The organism is Metabacillus idriensis, from assembly GCF_009674765.1.
Taxonomy (GTDB): domain Bacteria; phylum Bacillota; class Bacilli; order Bacillales; family Bacillaceae; genus Bacillus_P; species Bacillus_P idriensis.
On sequence record NZ_WKKF01000001.1, the window covers coordinates 508,724 to 524,185 of the forward strand.

General features: G+C 39.8%; 17 protein-coding genes. 14 read left to right on the forward strand and 3 right to left on the reverse strand.

The genetic code is table 11. The features are described from left to right. Positions 1–15: 15 nt before the first annotated feature. The 5 genes from GJU41_RS02480 to GJU41_RS02500 all read left to right on the forward strand — a co-directional run bounded on the left by GJU41_RS02480 (position 16) and on the right by GJU41_RS02500 (position 4,035). On the forward strand, positions 16–756 hold the full coding sequence (locus GJU41_RS02480) for a hypothetical protein (protein WP_070874957.1): 741 nt from the start codon (positions 16–18) through the stop codon (positions 754–756). A gap of 39 nt (positions 757–795) precedes the next feature. Next, positions 796–1,425 carry an NUDIX hydrolase gene (locus tag GJU41_RS02485; protein WP_070874962.1) on the forward strand — a complete coding sequence of 210 codons (630 nt, stop codon included), beginning with the start codon at positions 796–798 and terminating at the stop codon, positions 1,423–1,425. Positions 1,426–1,501: 76 nt separating this feature from the next. Further along, positions 1,502–1,702, forward strand: a complete 201-nt coding sequence (locus GJU41_RS02490) for a hypothetical protein (protein ID WP_070874964.1) — start codon at positions 1,502–1,504, stop codon at positions 1,700–1,702. 83 nt (positions 1,703–1,785) lie between these two features. Then, positions 1,786–2,943 (forward strand): FtsW/RodA/SpoVE family cell cycle protein, encoded by a 1,158-nt coding sequence (locus GJU41_RS02495; RefSeq protein ID WP_070874966.1) that lies wholly within the window; start codon positions 1,786–1,788, stop codon positions 2,941–2,943. Positions 2,944–3,105: 162 nt separating this feature from the next. Beyond that, positions 3,106–4,035, forward strand: a complete 930-nt coding sequence (locus tag GJU41_RS02500; protein WP_224771349.1) for a DMT family transporter — start codon at positions 3,106–3,108, stop codon at positions 4,033–4,035. Positions 4,036–4,413: 378 nt separating this feature from the next. Here GJU41_RS02500 and GJU41_RS02505 read toward each other — a convergent pair whose 3' ends face one another. Then, the gene (locus GJU41_RS02505) at positions 4,414–5,061 is read right to left on the reverse strand and encodes a CPBP family intramembrane glutamic endopeptidase (RefSeq protein WP_083328081.1); all 648 of its coding nucleotides are present in this window, start codon (positions 5,059–5,061) and stop codon (positions 4,414–4,416) included. Between the two features lie 294 nt (positions 5,062–5,355). On the opposite strand from GJU41_RS02505, the gene sigH reads away from it, so the two are divergent. The 4 genes from sigH to GJU41_RS02525 all read left to right on the forward strand — a co-directional run bounded on the left by sigH (position 5,356) and on the right by GJU41_RS02525 (position 9,132). Beyond that, the gene (sigH, locus tag GJU41_RS02510) at positions 5,356–6,006 is read left to right on the forward strand and encodes an RNA polymerase sporulation sigma factor SigH (protein WP_070874972.1); all 651 of its coding nucleotides are present in this window, start codon (positions 5,356–5,358) and stop codon (positions 6,004–6,006) included. A gap of 138 nt (positions 6,007–6,144) precedes the next feature. Beyond that, on the forward strand, positions 6,145–6,933 hold the full coding sequence (locus GJU41_RS02515; protein WP_154317933.1) for a DUF4240 domain-containing protein: 789 nt from the start codon (positions 6,145–6,147) through the stop codon (positions 6,931–6,933). A 360-nt stretch (positions 6,934–7,293) separates the two neighbouring features. After that, a complete protein-coding gene (locus tag GJU41_RS02520) occupies positions 7,294–8,142 on the forward strand; it encodes a VOC family protein (RefSeq protein ID WP_070874976.1) in 849 nt (282 codons plus the stop codon). Between the two features lie 477 nt (positions 8,143–8,619). After that, the gene (locus GJU41_RS02525) at positions 8,620–9,132 is read left to right on the forward strand and encodes a DoxX family protein (RefSeq protein WP_070874978.1); all 513 of its coding nucleotides are present in this window, start codon (positions 8,620–8,622) and stop codon (positions 9,130–9,132) included. A 339-nt stretch (positions 9,133–9,471) separates the two neighbouring features. Here the strand turns inward: GJU41_RS02525 and GJU41_RS02530 are convergent, their stop codons facing one another. Beyond that, a complete protein-coding gene (locus tag GJU41_RS02530; RefSeq protein ID WP_070874980.1) occupies positions 9,472–9,960 on the reverse strand; it encodes a DinB family protein in 489 nt (162 codons plus the stop codon). A 278-nt stretch (positions 9,961–10,238) separates the two neighbouring features. On the opposite strand from GJU41_RS02530, the gene desA reads away from it, so the two are divergent. The 3 genes from desA (at position 10,239) to GJU41_RS02545 (ending at position 13,063) form a co-directional block, all read left to right on the forward strand. Then, complete coding sequence (gene desA, locus GJU41_RS02535; RefSeq protein ID WP_070874982.1) at positions 10,239–11,258, forward strand: Delta(5) desaturase DesA; 1,020 nt, start codon at positions 10,239–10,241, stop codon at positions 11,256–11,258. A gap of 84 nt (positions 11,259–11,342) precedes the next feature. Then, the gene (locus GJU41_RS02540) at positions 11,343–12,467 is read left to right on the forward strand and encodes a sensor histidine kinase (RefSeq protein WP_070874985.1); all 1,125 of its coding nucleotides are present in this window, start codon (positions 11,343–11,345) and stop codon (positions 12,465–12,467) included. Next, complete coding sequence (locus GJU41_RS02545) at positions 12,464–13,063, forward strand: response regulator transcription factor (RefSeq protein WP_070874987.1); 600 nt, start codon at positions 12,464–12,466, stop codon at positions 13,061–13,063. The genes GJU41_RS02540 and GJU41_RS02545 overlap by 4 nt, the downstream gene beginning before the upstream one ends. A 278-nt stretch (positions 13,064–13,341) precedes the next feature. Here the strand turns inward: GJU41_RS02545 and GJU41_RS02550 are convergent, their stop codons facing one another. Further along, positions 13,342–13,812 (reverse strand): DinB family protein, encoded by a 471-nt coding sequence (locus GJU41_RS02550; protein ID WP_070874992.1) that lies wholly within the window; start codon positions 13,810–13,812, stop codon positions 13,342–13,344. Between the two features lie 142 nt (positions 13,813–13,954). Between GJU41_RS02550 and GJU41_RS02555 the strand changes: the two genes are divergently transcribed. Continuing rightward, positions 13,955–14,782: a GNAT family N-acetyltransferase gene (locus GJU41_RS02555; RefSeq protein WP_070874994.1), complete on the forward strand. Its 828-nt coding sequence runs from the start codon at positions 13,955–13,957 to the stop codon at positions 14,780–14,782. Between the two features lie 274 nt (positions 14,783–15,056). Continuing rightward, entirely contained in the window at positions 15,057–15,431 is a 375-nt protein-coding gene (locus GJU41_RS02560) for an NUDIX domain-containing protein (RefSeq protein ID WP_224771350.1), read from the forward strand. The last annotated feature ends 31 nt before the right edge of the window (positions 15,432–15,462 follow it).

Sequence of the window (15,462 nt, forward strand, 5' to 3'; positions counted from 1 at the left end):
GGAGAGGTGATAGAAATGAAAGCATCAGATGAAATCCTGTCAGTATGGAAGAAATTTGATGAATTTCCGATGGAAACCTTCACTAAGGCATGGTATTACGTAAAATCTGGTTCAAAAAAACAGAGAGAGCTTTCGTTAATGAAAGAACACAAGGATCAGTATGGCATAACAGGCAATTGTTTTGATTTATCGATCTGGCTGCTGGATGAGTTTGCAAAAGCAGGAATCGATGCTTACCCGATTGGAGAAGATCACGCAGCTGTCATAGCGCTGGATGAAAGGGGCAGAAGGTATTTGTGCGACTTAGGAGATCAGTGGCTGAATCCGATATTGATAGATAAAGCAGAGGATTTCATGACGGATAAACTAAGCGGATTTTTTCCTGCTGCAGAAATAAAGGTGGAACCGAGCGGTAATGATGTGAAGGTTACTTATTATCGTCAGAATGGAAAGTCGTCCGCACAAATCTATCAGACTGCGCCTATTGAAAGAACGCTGTTTCTGGCAGCTGCCGAACAATCTCAAAATATAATCAAGCGGGAGCCGCTTTTAGAAAAAAGAATCCGACTTGGGGAAGAAACAGCGCATTGGGAATTTTATAATTGGAAAAGCTTCTTAAGCACCAACAGCGGATTGTATGACGATCCGGATGCAGAGAGCTTAGAAGAATGGGCTGATCGTATTCATCAGAAAACGGCGTTTGATCGAGCTTTCCTCTTGGAGACGTTGATGATTTATAAAAAGATGAGAAGATAGTTGAAGCAATGAAAGAATTGAATGAGAGGTCTGTAAAAGATGGAATATGAATTATTGCGTATTTTTGATGAAAATCACAATCCAATTGGAAAAGCATCCCGGTCTGATGTTCATAAAACAGGCTACTGGCATGAAACGTTTCACTGCTGGTTTGCCGGAATAGAAAACGGCAGGGTCTACCTCTATTTCCAGCTGCGGAGCAAAGAGAAAAAGGATTATCCAAATCTATTTGATATAACCGCTGCAGGTCATATACTGGCTAATGAAACGATTGAGGATGGAACACGGGAAGTAGAAGAAGAAATCGGCATTCAGGTTTCCTTCTCAGAGCTGGTCCTGCTGGATGTCATTAAGTATTGCGTATCTCAAACAGACCTAATCGATAATGAAATTGCCCATGTGTTTTTCTATCCATACAATCAGTCATTTGAGGCGTTCACCTTGCAAAAAGAAGAAGTATCCGGAATGGTTCGGGCAGATTTACATTCATTTAGAGAGCTTATTTCAGGCAGAAGAAGCAGTCTTCTTGTGGAAGGTTTTGAGGTTGACCATGATGAAACTATAAGAATTATACAAACGGAAGTAGATAAAACGAGATTCGTACCTCATGAAGATGCTTATTATGTGAGAGTTTTAGAATTGATTGAAGAGAAGATGAATAGAAAATAGAGGCAAAAATAATTTATTGTTTTCTGAAACCTTTTCTTTAAATCTATCGTATTTACTTATAAGAGGGGAAAACAATATGCTTCCATTTTGGGTCATGCTTTTAACATTATTAGTACCTGCAATTATCTTGTTTTATTTTGGAAAAAAAGTGATGAATCAGGTTTATGATCTGAAGCCAATTATCTGTCATGTATGCGGGCGCAACATATCTCAGACAGGGAATTTGGTGAATGCATCTTTGACAGTAACATGCGGCGGCTGCGGGACGAGGCAGTAAGCTTATTTGTATAGCAAGTACATAACGACTGCAATCAGCAGTCTTTTTTTTAGCTTATACAGTCTTGAAAGGAATTGTGAAAAATGGAGAAAAACGAACATCCATTTGACTTTAGTCTGGTTTTCATTGTGTTTTTATTTTCGATCATCAGTTTTTTGTCCATCAGCACAGCACAAGAGTTTGGACAATATAATCGGAATTTTCTAGGGATGCAGATTGCCTGGTATATCGTAGGCTGTGGAATAATAGTAGCAGTCATGTATTTTGATATGGAGCAAATTGAGAGAATTGGGTGGTTTGCCTATGGATTTGCGATGCTGCTGCTCATCTTTCTTATTCTGGCGCCTGATTCGATTGCAAGGCCTGTAAATGGAGCAAAAAGCTGGTTTCAAATACCCGGAATCGGCTCGCTGCAGCCATCTGAACTTTCCAAAATCGCCCTCATTCTTACACTCAGTCATCTTATATCAAAGCATCATGAACTATATGAATTTAGAGATTTGAAATCAGATTTTTTCCTGTTGACCAAAATGGGGCTGGCCACATTTGCTCTGATTGCGATCATTATGCAGCAGCCTGATTTAGGGACGTCACTTGTGCTCATTGCTATCTTCAGCGGACTGATTTTAGTTTCGGGCATTTCATGGAAAGTGATTGTGCCAATCTTTCTTTTCATGAGCTCGGTTGGAGGTCTGCTTATTTACCTCATTGTGTTTCAGCCGGATGTTCTCAGTGTCATCGGGGTCAAGCAATATCAGCTGGGGAGAATTTACGCGTGGCTAAGTCCGGAAGAATTCAAAGAAGGGGACGGGTACCACCTCTATCAATCCATGCTGGCGATAGGATCTGGCTTAATTACGGGAAAAGAAGCAGCCTTAGGAAATGTCCATTTACCGGAGGGGCATACTGATTTCATTTTCAGCGTAATTGGAGAAAAATACGGTTTTGTCGGAGCGAGCTTTGTCATCAGTCTGTATTTTCTTTTGATCTATCGAATTATCAGTCTTTCACTTGATGTAAAGGACCCATTTTCTTCTTACATATGTACAGGAGTAATCTCTATGATTGCTTTCCACGTATTTCAAAATGCAGGAATGACAATTGGATTGCTGCCTATCACTGGAATTCCTCTTCCATTCATTAGCTATGGAGGCAGTTCAATGATCAGCAACATGCTTGCGCTGGGGCTTGTATTCAGTATCAGCTTTAGGAATAAGAAGTATTTTTTTGATCGTGAATGAAAAAAATTCTTGGCTAACTTGGAGGAATTATTTTGTATTCTTTTAAATCTGGAAGATGTCACACCTCTTAAAAGATAATTCTTTCGTTCAAAAGAAGGATAGTCAGACCTTTGCACAGAAGTCTAAAAGCTTAAGTTAAATCCAGATAAGGAATGAATGGCTTTGAATAAACGGAACCCTTATTTTCTTCTAGTTCTTGCGACGATTTTATGGGGAGGGAATTTTGTCATCGGCCGTGCGGCAACGGACAGCATGCCGCCATTTACCCTCTCCGTGCTCAGGTGGTGTACAGCTTTCATCATCTTTCTGCCATTTGCGTGGCCACACTTGAAAAAAGAGCATGCCCTGTTAAAAAAGAACTGGCACATCCTGATTCTGATGTCTATAACAGGTATTGCGGGCTTTAACAGCCTTCTTTATCTTGCGCTGCATTATACAACATCCATTAATGCTTCGTTAGTGAATACGTCAACTCCAATCATGATTTATATTCTCTCCTTTTTCATTCTAAGAGAGAGCTTGAACAGAAATCAGATGATCGGAACCGTTCTTTCACTTGCAGGGCTAATTTTTATTCTTTCAAAAGGATCGCTTGCTGTTCTTGTCAATTTCTCGTTTGATTCTGGTGATTTTATTGTACTTGCCGCTGTAGTCTGCTGGAGCATTTATTCGATACTAATAAAGCGGTATACAGGGATTTTGCCCGGATACAGCACATTTCTCGTTTGTATGGCTGTCGGAATTCTCGTTCTGTCTCCGCTGGCCTATTACGAGACTTTCATTTTAAAGATCCCAGTTGTTTGGTCAACTTCTGCGATTTTCACCATTTTTTATACTGGGGTATTTGCATCGATTGTTGCATTTATCTCCTGGAATACGGCTGTAGTTAAAGTTGGTGCAAATAAAGCGGGAATTTTCCTGAACTTAATTCCTGTCTTTGCCGTCATCTTTGCTGTTTTATTTATTGGTGAAACATTAATGTGGTATCAGCTTGCAGGGGGCCTATCTGTCATAGCGGGGGTCTACTTGTCTGCAAGACCTATTCCAGCTGAACAAAAGTCAATTTTAAGAGATAAGGAGTTTTATAGTTAAAAAAATAAGCCGTTTTTTTCTCGGTTTGGCACAGCTGATCTTTCTATTCGTCCTCCTTGCAGGCATCATTTTTTCTGGTTTTATGATTTATGATTCCATTCTGGGCGGTGTACATAGTAATGCTTCTATTTTGCATGTATTTTTTAGGCATGCTTATGGAGAAAAACAACTTCGATGGGGGAGCTGGAGAGGATTTCATTGCTCTTTCCGTTTTTATTCTTTTTGTCCTGTTGGGAGGGCTTGTTTACCACGGTATAAACGCAATTTCAAAGCATGTCTATTGGTTCTTTTTTCCTCATCGAAAACCCGCTGCGCCTGCAAAAGTCAGAAAGAGCGGGACTATGTCATATAAGAAGGCCAGGAAGAATAGGTGAAGCATTAGACGTATAAAAATTTAAAGTAAATAAGCATGATACCTAAATCTGAAAGCATGTGACACAGAATGGCAGGGACAAGTGAGCGGAAGCGATGACGAAAATACCCCCAAATCATTCCCGCCAGGAAGACAGGAATGACTGCAAGAAGATTGATTGGCCAGTTAAACAGGAAGTTAAACGACAGCAGGTGATAAAGGCTGTAGAAAAAGGATGTAATCAGGATTGTATTTAAAACACTCAGTTTTTGCATCAGCTTAGCGTACATAAATTCCCGCCAATAGTATTCTTCCAATAAAGGATTGACGATCAGCAGGATCAGAATAAGCCAGATGAGATGCCCGCCAGTAAAGTTCCAGTCTATTAACTGCTGCTGAAGCTTTCCTGCATCAAAAAAAGAGTCAGAGAAAGCTGAAACGGTACCGAAGATCAGGATTAAAAAAAGGATTCCAGTAGCGAAACCTGTTAAGTCCCCTTTATTAGAGAATGCTTTGTTTTTATCAGATTGAAGGCTTTGTCGGATGCTTGAAGCTGAGAACAGCAGAAGCCAGCCGTAAAACAGAATAAAAGTTAAGGGGACACTGTTCATAGCGTGCAGTCCTAGAGCAATCATGATGGTCGGGCCAATAAGAAGCAGTATATATACTGGCACATTATCACCTCTTCCAATTACGTTCCTCTTTTTCTTCTTCCATATTCAAATTTCCTGCATTTAAAACCTATTTTTTAAACTAAATACTGACAAGATAAACGAAAAATCTTCACCATTCGACAAATTTCATATCTATTCTTGCAATGTTTTCTTATTTTATGGCTTCCGCTGTAAACAAGAGTCGATATTTTTGAATATCTTTCAGGTTCTATCTGGTGTAATATAAACATACTTCCTAGTTGCTAGTTTTTGGAGAGGGACCATCATCATCATGAAATCTGCGGAGGGATCTGTATGAGTGTTACATTAGAAGTGAGGAAGATTGTAAGTTATGCTGATTTAACAGATGAAGTTTTGCTTGAACTCGTTCAAAAAGGAGATTCAGGATCGACCGACTTTTTAATCAGCAAATATCGTAATTTTGTCCGGGCAAAAGCGAGCAGGTATTTTCTCATTGGCGGAGAAAGGGAAGATATCGTGCAAGAAGGAATGATTGGCCTATATAAAGCCATTCGAGACTTCAAAGTGGACAAGCAGGCTTCATTTAAGGCGTTTGCAGAATTATGCATTACCAGGCAGATAATAACGGCCATTAAAACAGCTACCCGTCAAAAGCACACCCCCCTTAATTCCTATGTCTCTTTGTACAAGCCTCTTTTTGAAGATGATAACCACACGCTGCTCGATGTGATTCCTGGAACAAAAACCATGGATCCGGCCACCTTGATCATCAACAAGGAAAAAGCGCTGGATATTGAAATGAAAATGGCTGAAATGCTGAGTGATTTGGAAAGAAAAGTATTGGCCCTTTACATGGACGGACAATCATACGTTGAAATCTCTGAAGAGCTGAATAAGCACGTTAAATCAATAGACAATGCACTCCAGCGGGTAAAGAGAAAACTCGAAAGGTACATGGAGATGCGGGATTACAGCCTGGTATAAAGATAAATATCAGAATAGCGGGAAAATGGATGGCATGACTTTAATCGGTGATGCTTTTTGTTTTGCTTTTTTTCTATTTTTCACCTATAAAAGGGATTTATATCAAAGTAAAATAGATAGAAAGGGAGGCTGAAAGAGTTGGAAACACTTTTGGTTTACAAAGATGGATCATCGAATAAATTTTGGAAAATACAGACGGATCATACCTCTTTTACGATTACATACGGAAAAATAGGGACAAGCGGAGCGGTCAAGACAAAAGTATTGGATTCAGAGGAAGAATGCAGGAAGGAAGCAGAAAAGCTGATTAAAGCAAAAATGAAAAAAGGCTATTCCCCAGCTGAAAAAAAAGAAGGAATTATGAAAGAAAGCTCTATGACTGAGCATGCATTCTGGAATCTATTGCAAACAGCCAAGAAGAAGGCAGCCGACAGTGAGGAACAAATTGAGGTGCTGACCTATGCTTTATCAAAAATGCCTATTAAGGATCTTGTGCGCTTCGATTACATCCTTCAGAAGTATATGAACGAATCATATTCTTCAAATTTATGGGCTGCCGCCTATATTATTATGGGAGGATGCTCGGATGATTGTTTTGATTACTTTAGAGCATGGCTTATTTTTCAAGGTAAAGAGACATACGAAGCCGCCATATCTAATCCAGAAGTGCTGATACCACTGCTGGTGAAGATGGAAGATGAGGGGGAATTTCCTCAGCTTGAAGAGCTTTTATCAGCAGCCTGCATGGCTTTTGAAGAAAAAACAGGCCGGGATGATGAGGATTATTACGAGCTGTTTGACAAACTTGAAGGATTTGAGTCACAGCCTGAAATGGAATTGGACTGGGAAGAGGATGACGAGGAAGAACTGCAAAATAGATTTCCAAAGCTATGGGAAAAATATGGAGAAGTACCGATGGAATGGTAGAAGGCTTGGGGTTGACACTCCAGGCTTTTTTATAAAATAAGACAGTCTTGACCGTCTTAGATGTCAGACGGATAAGATCAAAAGGATAATTAATCAGAAATCCGGCTGATTAAAGATACAGGCTGTTAACTGGCATGATCTGCTGTATGAAAAATAATGGTTTGACCGTAGAGATGCGAATTTGACCGTAAGATGTTGAAAAGCGGCCGTATATAATCGCAAATTAGCTATTATAATTGTCATTTTGTCGGTATGTTGTGCACCTTCCTTTTAAAATTGCTTGACTTATTTTGGTTACGAAAATATAATTACTTACATAAAGTAAGTTGAATTCGAAGAATATTAAAGGGGGATTCATTTATGGAGTTTCATCAGCATCCGCATACCTATGTTGGCCAAGTCAGCATTAAAGTTCAGGATTTAGACAGGGCCTTAACGTTTTATCAGGATGTGATCGGTTTTAAGATCCTTGATCAAACTGAACGGCATGCCAATTTGACAGCTGACGGCAAGACGGTTCTTCTGTCACTTGAACAGCCGGAAAATATTTCAGCTAAACAGCCACAAACAACGGGGCTATATCATTTTGCGTTGCTGCTTCCAAAGCGCTCAGACTTAGGAAGAGTGCTGCAGCATTTGGTTCAGATCAGCTATCCGATTGGCGCATCCGATCATTATGTAAGTGAAGCTCTTTATTTAAATGATCCTGACGGAAACGGCATTGAAATTTATGCAGACCGGGCAGCATCTGAGTGGACTTGGCAAGATGGTCAAGTGTCAATGGCGACCGAACCGCTTGACGCACAAAGTGTCTTAGCTGAAGGGAAAGGGGAACCTTGGACTGTTCTTCCTGAAAAGACTGTAATGGGACATATCCATCTGCACGTTTCACATTTGAAGGATACAGAAGAGTTTTATGGCAAAGGCTTGGGATTTGAAGTTGTCACCCGTTATGGCAGACAAGCTCTCTTCATGTCAACAGGCGGCTATCATCACCATATCGGTTTAAACACTTGGGCAGGAGAAGGTGCTCACGCTCCGTCCGAAAATAGCGTTGGGTTAAAGTGGTTTACACTCGTCTATGCTGATGAAGAAGCTAGAAATAAAGCTATTCAGCAGCTGAAACTTTTAGGTGCAGACGTTCAAGAAGAAAACGGAAACTTTATCACAGCAGATCCATCTGGAAACCGGATTGTCTTAAAAATATAAATACATGATACAGTCTTATTGGCGACGCCAGTAAGGCTGTTTTTTTTGTAAATACTGAATAATGCAGGATTTGCACTGATAGAACTCGATTTTCCATTGATAAAATGGCGTTTTCATTGATAAAACCTGGATTTATACTGATAGAGCGATGAAGCACCAAAACCAGATGACGGCTGAAAAAGATGTTCCAAAGATTCACTAAAATTCGTATCAAGGAACCAGAATTTATATTGTTAGACCCGGATTACTGCTGCTAAAACGGTTGTTAAATAAGTAAGAATCAATACAAACCGCATAGAAAAAAATTCCATGAACATTTTGTGAAAGCGATTGTTTTCCTTAATAAATCAGAGTATAGTAAGGGTATAGAAAGTTAGTGAAAACATTCACAAACTTTCTTGACACAAGCTGGCTTGTCAAATTCTTTTCCTTTTTTTAACTGATTATGTGAAATGATTCACAAAGGAGATGTTTAAAATGGCATGGTTTAGAGGAACAAAGATGGCAGTTGTTTGGACGGTATTGCGGATATGGCTTGGTATACAATGGTTGGAAGCAGGCATTGGAAAAATTACTGGAGGTTTTGATGCAACAGGGTATCTTCAGGGATCAATTGCAAAAGGTGGCGGAGATCATCCTGCCGTCCAAGGCTGGTATGCGGCTTTTCTGAAACATGCAGCTTTGCCTAATGCTGAGCTGATTAATGTTCTGATTCCATGGGGTGAAGCACTTGTCGGAATCGCATTAATCGTTGGACTTGCAACACTGCCGGCCCTTTTAGCAGGTGCATTTATGAATCTGAACTTTATGCTGGCAGGAACAACCAGCACAAACCCGATCCTTTATACCGCAGCTATGTTATTAATGGCAGCCGGCACAGTCACTTGGTTTTACGGGGCTGACCGATTTGTCCTTCCATATATTAAAAACTATTGGAAACGAAATCAAGGGCTGAAAAAAACGAAACAACCTCATGCAGCAGCTCATTAATGATAAGACGGGCCAGAGGGGATTGAAAGGATATTAATTTCTAGTAGTTCTGTCTAGTTTCAGCACCTGAAACTAGACAGAACGGATCCGTCAATAAAGGCGAAAATCGCTTTATCTGCCGGTTCCTTTTCTAGCTGATCAAGGCGTTTGCACTTTTCTAATTGTAAAGGAAATTATAAAAGGAAATAGGTTGTGGATAATAAAATTAGGTTATCTACGTCCAGCTCCAGCGCCTAGATCCTCGGTCAGAACAAATCCGACAAAAAAGTATAAACCGGACTTTTCTGTCGGATTCTTATCTGCCTGTCTGAGCGGGTCTTGGCGCCTGCGCTTTTGTTCTTAAGACGTCGGAGCTCCCATATCAGACCATTCTTCTTTTGAAGGTCCATAAGCGCCGGTTACTGGAAGTCCTGCCTGACGCATTAAGACAGTCAGCTGTCCGCGATGGTGGATTTCATGTTTAACGAAAAGAGATAATGTCATCCCGTTTTTCCACTGAAAACCAAACACTTCTTTCGTTTCCTGCATTTTCTCATCATCCCAGTCACTTATGCCATCGAGAAGCGATTGAACCGTGACGCGGTACTGCTCCGCAATTTTTGCAGCTGCAGCAGGGACTTCATTGTTTGCAGGAGCCTGAATCTTAACACCCATTGGTTCAAGCATACCTCCAGTAGGCACTAAATGCCATGCTAGTTCACCAAGAGAGCGGTGCCCGGGTGCAATTTCTTGCTTTAATGAAGCATCTGTTAATGAATTCAGCAATTTTTGTGTGACAGCTGCTTCATTTTTGTAGTCGCTGATAAAGCTCTGTACAGTTAAATACATGTGATTAGCTCCCATCCGATTTTAATTTACAAGAACATACGTACTGTTCATTTATTCAATTCTCCATATAAACCTCATTTCCTTCTTAAAATAGAAACGATTTTTTAATCTGAAAAAACACGTATAGAATATTTTCAACCTGCAGAAAATGAATGTGGAAATCATCTCCATTCCCTATATGACATTTATCATGTATCTAACATGACACCTATGTCTGCACAGCGGAATGGAAAGCGTCTATAATTTGAATTACCTTATTACGAAGGGAATCAAAAACTATGAGCAAAGAATTGCAAAGAAACTTACGAAAACAAGTAGCTCCATATGAAAAAGCAAATACGAAAGCAAGCATTATGCAGATAGTCAATACCTTAGGGCCCTTCTTTATCCTTTGGGCGCTTGCGTATCAGAGTCTGTCGATTTCATACTTCCTGACGCTTGGATTCGCTGTCCTTGCTGCCGGATTTTTAACAAGAATTTTCATTATTTTTCATGATTGCTGTCATCACTCATTCTTTAAGAACCGAAAAGCAAATAAAATCATTGGTACAATTACAGGTGTTTTAACCCTGTTTCCTTACAGCCAATGGCAGCATGATCACTCAATCCATCATGCAACAAGCAGTAATTTAGATAAACGCGGAACAGGCGATATTTGGGTTCTGACAGTTGATGAATATTTGGCAGAGCCGATGTGGCGCAGAATTGCGTACCGTTTATACCGCAATCCGCTTGTGATGTTCGGAATTGGACCAACCTACGTTTTTCTTTTCAAGAACCGTTTTAATAAAAAAGGTGCAAAAAAAGGCGAGAAAATGAACACTTACCTTACGAATGCATTAATTGCTGCAGCAGCGGCTGCTCTGTGTCTCACTATTGGATGGGAAGCGTTTCTTTTAGTACAGGCCCCAATTTTCTTAATCTCCGGATCTATGGGTGTATGGCTTTTCTATGTACAGCATACATTTGAGGATTCTTATTTTGAAGAAGATGAAAACTGGGATTATGTAAAAGCAGCTGTAGAAGGAAGTTCATTCTATAAACTTCCAAAGCCGCTTCAATGGCTTACAGGCAATATCGGCTATCATCATGTTCATCACTTGAGCCCGAGGGTGCCGAACTACCGTCTGGAAGAAGCACACAATAACACGGCACCTCTTCAAAACATTCCGACGATTACACTTGCAACAAGCTTGCAGTCGCTTAAATTCCGTCTATGGGATGAAAGAAGCAAAAAGTTTGTGGGTTATAAAGAAATAAGAGCTCTCTCTAAAATGAGAAGCAGCCATCAAGTATAAGAATAATTGGAAAATACATGCAGTCTTTATAGGCTGCATGTGTTTTATTATGATAAAATAGTCAGTAAAAAAGGAGGTTCCATCATGTTTAAACGATATTTTAATAACGGAATTTCTCCTTATATATGGGCTGTACTCAGCATTCTGCCATTTTATTTTATTCTTCAATCCTCCTCAACGGCTGAAATTATCATTGGCATCTCTTTAACGATTTTATTTTTCATTATTTTCAGGTTCGCTTTTATTTCAAAGGGATGGCCGGTCTATCTATGGACGTGTCTGTTAATCGGTATTTCCTTTACATCGATGTATTTATTCACTTATATCTACTTTGCATTTTATATTGCTTACTTGATTGGAAATGTGAGAGACCGGATCGCTTTTCTAACCCTTTATGTCATCCATTTAGTCGTGACTACGGCTGCCATAAATTTCAGTATTATTTTTCAGGAAGCATCTTTTTTAGAACAGCTCCCATTTATTATTATCACGTGCATCAGTGTCATTCTTCTGCCTTTTAATATCTATAATAAGAAGGAGAGAGGACAGCTTGAAGAAAAGCTTGAAGATGCGAACAAGAAAATTTCGGAGTTTGTAAAGCTTGAAGAGCGTCAGAGAATTGCCCGTGATCTGCATGATACGTTAGGACAAAAGTTATCGCTGATTGGTCTGAAAAGTGATTTGGCCAGAAAATTAATTTATAAAGATCCTGAAAAAGCACGTGAAGAATTAAAGGATGTTCAGGCTACAGCAAGGACAGCCTTAAACGAAGTGAGAAAAATGGTCTCACAAATGCGGGGCATCAGGCTTAAAGAAGAAATGGTCCGCGTCAGACAAATTTTAAAAGCAGCAGAAATCGAGTTTGTCCTTGAGCAGGATGCTGCACTTTCTAATGTTTCCTTGCTTACTGAAAATATATTGAGCATGTGTTTAAAAGAAGCGGTAAACAATGTTGTGAGGCACAGCAAGGCAAAAACCTGTTATTTCCGGGTTGAACAGACGTGGGACGGAATCGTGATGACGGTCCGTGATGATGGGACCGGCTGCATTACTGAGGGTGATTTTACAAAAGGCAACGGGCTGAACGGCATGAAAGAACGCCTGGAATTTGTAAATGGAAGTCTCGATATCAGGTCAGAAAAAGGAACCACGCTCATCATAAAAGTACCGAATGATGTAAAACAAAAAGATAAGGAGGATCTCATATGATCCGAATCGTAATTGCAGAGGATCAGCAAATGCTTTTGGGCGCATTAGGATCACTGCTGAATTTGGAAGATGATATGGAAGTTGTAGGGAAGGCTCATAACGGAGAAGAAGCTGTTGCCCTTGTAAAAAAATTCAAACCGGATGTATGCATCACTGACATTGAAATGCCTGGAATGAATGGACTTGAAGCGGCCGAGCAGCTAAAGGCAGAAGGATGTAAAGTGATTATCTTAACAACGTTCTCACGTTCTGGATACTTTCAGCGTGCGGTAAAAGCCGGCGTAAGTGGCTACTTGTTAAAAGACAGCCCGAGCGAGGAGCTTGCAAGCTCCATCCGGAGCGTAATGGAAGGCAGACGAATCTATGCACCTGAACTCATGGATGATGTCTACAGTGAAGAAAATCCTTTAACCGAACGGGAAAAAGAAGTGCTTGAACTTGTTGCAGACGGCATGAACACAAAAGAAATAGCCGAAGAACTAAGCATAAAAGCAGGAACCGTCCGGAACTATATCTCAACCATCTTTGAAAAGCTGGAAGTGAAAAACCGAATAGAGGCTATTTCCCAGTCAAAGGAAAAGGGCTGGTTTAAATAAATCGCTGCAAACCTTGATAAAGTGGAGTACACTGAATTGAGGTTTTTTTGTATGACAGAATTAGGAGTATGTTGGAAAAAAGAAAGTATTTCAGGCTGATTGGTCAGTATTTTATTAATATCAGAAAGTATCTTCATCATATTGGAAAGTAATAGTCTTTATTAGGAAAGTATTTCCCTTTCTGAAAAGAAGGCAGACTTCCAAAAAGTCCTTCAAGCGATGCGAGCATGGGGAAAAAACAAAAGGAAGGATGCAAAAACAATTTGCATCCTTCTTTATTATGATTTTACCGCCCGATAGATCCGCTTGATTGTTTCAATATGCATGGCTTCATGATAGAAGCTGAATAAAAATGTCTCACCTGCAGTATGGAATGTAATGCCTGCCCGGTTTGTAAATGGTTCTTTCAGCTTTTGATGAAAGTGGCCGGGAATGTATTCTTTTAATCTAACCTTTTGATGATTCAGCACTTCTGAAATCTCAGCAAATGAGGGCGGTGTGCCCATCCAATCAGAAGGCTTAGTGCCGGCGCTGAAAAGCTCTTTATAATTCCCGGGTACTCCTGATTCCGCGCCAGATAGTTCGAAAACAAGCTTTTCCTGTATGTAGGCAATATGGCCAAAGTTCCAGCGGATGTTATTGTTGTAACCTGCAGGAATGATGTCCGCTCTTTCCTCAGGTATTCTGCTGAGTGTGTTTTCTGTAATGCCTCTCACAATCTCCATGTGCTGCATAATAGTTTGTTCCATGAAAAAAATCACTCCTTTACAAGGTTTATTCGTTTCTATACCCCGTTTTCCTCCTATTTTGATTTTTTTTAAAAGGATTTTCGATTTGTCTTAAAGAATAATACTTTGATGGTTCAAACTTTAAAGGTTCTGGAGGAACAAGATGTTAACTGAGATACAGCTAAATGAGATTGAGGTGCTTCAGCATGAATGCGAAGCGTTCGATCAAATACAATTAAAACTGAACTGGGATATGCTTAAAAATCGTTCTGGAAATGAAAAGAATGATTTTCTTCATTATGAAGATGGAAAGCTTGCGGCATTCTTGGGAATATACAGCTTTGGAAAAAAAGCAGAACTGTGCGGTATGGTCAAACCAGAGTACAGAAGAAAAGGAATTTTCTCTAAGCTTATGAAGCAGGTTTTATCAGCCTGCACAGAGAGAAAGTTCAGGGAAGTTCTTTTAAATGCTCCTGCAAAGTCCCCTGCTGCAAAGGATTTTCTAAAAACCATCTCGTGTGAATATGGTTTCTCTGAATATCAAATGAAATGGACCGATAACGAGTCTCCAGTTAAGGACAGCAGAGTTACTCTAAGAAAATCTGAACCTGCTGATCGTAAACTTGAGATTCAGCTGGATGTAAGCTGCTTTGGCTATTTGGAACAAGATGCATCCGATTACAATCATTCCATGAAAAGGGAAGATGATCAGGATTTTATCATCATTGAATTTGAAACCAAAGCAGTCGGGAAAATGCGTGTTTCTCATACGGGCGGAGAAGCCTGGATCTACGGCTTTGCGGTACTGCCTGATTACCAGGGCAGAGGAATCGGAAGAAATGCTTTGCAAAAAGTCATTGCGAAGGAAAATATAGCCGGGTATCCGATCTTCCTTGAGGTTGAGGCTAAAAATGCTCATGCTCTTAAACTATATGAATCATGCGGATTCAGGTCGTTTCATGTGCAGGATTATTATGTGCTGCAGAATTAAATAGGAGCATTTTCCCCTGAAGGGCGTTATCATTTCATTTGATGACGCCTGTTTGACTTTAGGTGCTTTTCATCATTTTATAGATGAATGGTGTCAGATATGAAAAGCAGAGCATACTCATATCAAATGACCAAGCATCATTCTGTTCACAGAATTCAGGGAGGAAAAGACTATCAGAAGCGGATCAGAATTTGTAGATTTTTTAATCATAGATGAATCTGAGCTGGTTTCATTTCAGCCATTGGCAGGATCTTTTGTTATTTTAAGATGCAGGGTGAAATTTCTGGTTTGTTTCAGTATAAAAAATAAGAAGTGGGAGCTTCCAGGCGGGAGAAGGAAATTAGGAGAATCTCCGAAAGAATGTGCGATAAGAGAATTATTTGAGGAAACCGGGCAATTTGTTCCGGAACTTGAATTTGCCGGTTTGCTGAAAAAAAGAAAGAAACGCACTGGAAAAATAAAATACAGTCCCATTTTTTTCGCTTCTGCAAAGGATTTAATGCCATTTAACGTGAATAAAGAAACATCTGAGATTCGTTTATGGAACCTTACTGAAAACATAGGTGCTGTTAATAAAACTGATTTCAGGCTATTGACCTGTTTGGAAAAGTTGCTGTTGGATGGAAAATGGACTTGGAATGAAGGATAAGAGTTTAAAAAAAGATAATATGTGATAAAGG

Bases quoted from the DNA above. Each gene is read 5' to 3' on its own strand.
- GJU41_RS02480 (WP_070874957.1), top strand. From the start codon at position 16: ATGAAAGCATCAGATGAAATCCTGTCAGTATGGAAGAAATTTGATGAA.
- GJU41_RS02485 (WP_070874962.1), top strand. From the start codon at position 796: ATGGAATATGAATTATTGCGTATTTTTGATGAAAATCACAATCCAATT.
- GJU41_RS02490 (WP_070874964.1), top strand. From the start codon at position 1,502: ATGCTTCCATTTTGGGTCATGCTTTTAACATTATTAGTACCTGCAATT.
- GJU41_RS02495 (WP_070874966.1), top strand. From the start codon at position 1,786: ATGGAGAAAAACGAACATCCATTTGACTTTAGTCTGGTTTTCATTGTG.
- sigH (WP_070874972.1), top strand. From the start codon at position 5,356: ATGAGTGTTACATTAGAAGTGAGGAAGATTGTAAGTTATGCTGATTTA.
- GJU41_RS02520 (WP_070874976.1), top strand. From the start codon at position 7,294: ATGGAGTTTCATCAGCATCCGCATACCTATGTTGGCCAAGTCAGCATT.
- GJU41_RS02525 (WP_070874978.1), top strand. From the start codon at position 8,620: ATGGCATGGTTTAGAGGAACAAAGATGGCAGTTGTTTGGACGGTATTG.
- GJU41_RS02530 (WP_070874980.1), bottom strand. From the start codon at position 9,960: ATGTATTTAACTGTACAGAGCTTTATCAGCGACTACAAAAATGAAGCA.
- desA (WP_070874982.1), top strand. From the start codon at position 10,239: ATGAGCAAAGAATTGCAAAGAAACTTACGAAAACAAGTAGCTCCATAT.
- GJU41_RS02540 (WP_070874985.1), top strand. From the start codon at position 11,343: ATGTTTAAACGATATTTTAATAACGGAATTTCTCCTTATATATGGGCT.
- GJU41_RS02545 (WP_070874987.1), top strand. From the start codon at position 12,464: ATGATCCGAATCGTAATTGCAGAGGATCAGCAAATGCTTTTGGGCGCA.
- GJU41_RS02550 (WP_070874992.1), bottom strand. From the start codon at position 13,812: ATGGAACAAACTATTATGCAGCACATGGAGATTGTGAGAGGCATTACA.
- GJU41_RS02555 (WP_070874994.1), top strand. From the start codon at position 13,955: ATGTTAACTGAGATACAGCTAAATGAGATTGAGGTGCTTCAGCATGAA.